Here is a 232-nt window from a genome sequence, read left to right on the forward strand (position 1 = left end):
TTCTCCACCCCGGCGATCAGCAGCGCCGGGTCGAACCCGTTCGGCGCGGTGACCTTCGCCTTCTCCGTCTCATAGTACACGGTGGCGGTGACACCGTCCAGCTTGTTGAGCTTCTTCGCGATGCGCATCGCGCACGACGCGCAGGTCATCCCGACGACCTCCTGCTCCAGCCTCTACCTGTCTGTTGGCTGGGAATCCGTCATGATGTCTCCTCGATCTTTCTTGCAACTCT

At 61.2% G+C, this 232-nt stretch carries 1 protein-coding gene; it reads right to left on the reverse strand.

Annotated features, from left to right (window positions below):
* Positions 1–149, reverse strand: a 149-nt coding sequence (locus KVS71_RS19285) for a heavy metal-associated domain-containing protein (RefSeq protein ID WP_217585330.1), incomplete at its 3' end; no start/stop codon positions are given.
* Positions 150–232: the final 83 nt, after the last annotated feature.

Source organism: Microbacterium sp. GbtcB4 (assembly GCF_019091465.1).
In the GTDB taxonomy this organism is placed as follows: domain Bacteria; phylum Actinomycetota; class Actinomycetes; order Actinomycetales; family Microbacteriaceae; genus Microbacterium; species Microbacterium paraoxydans.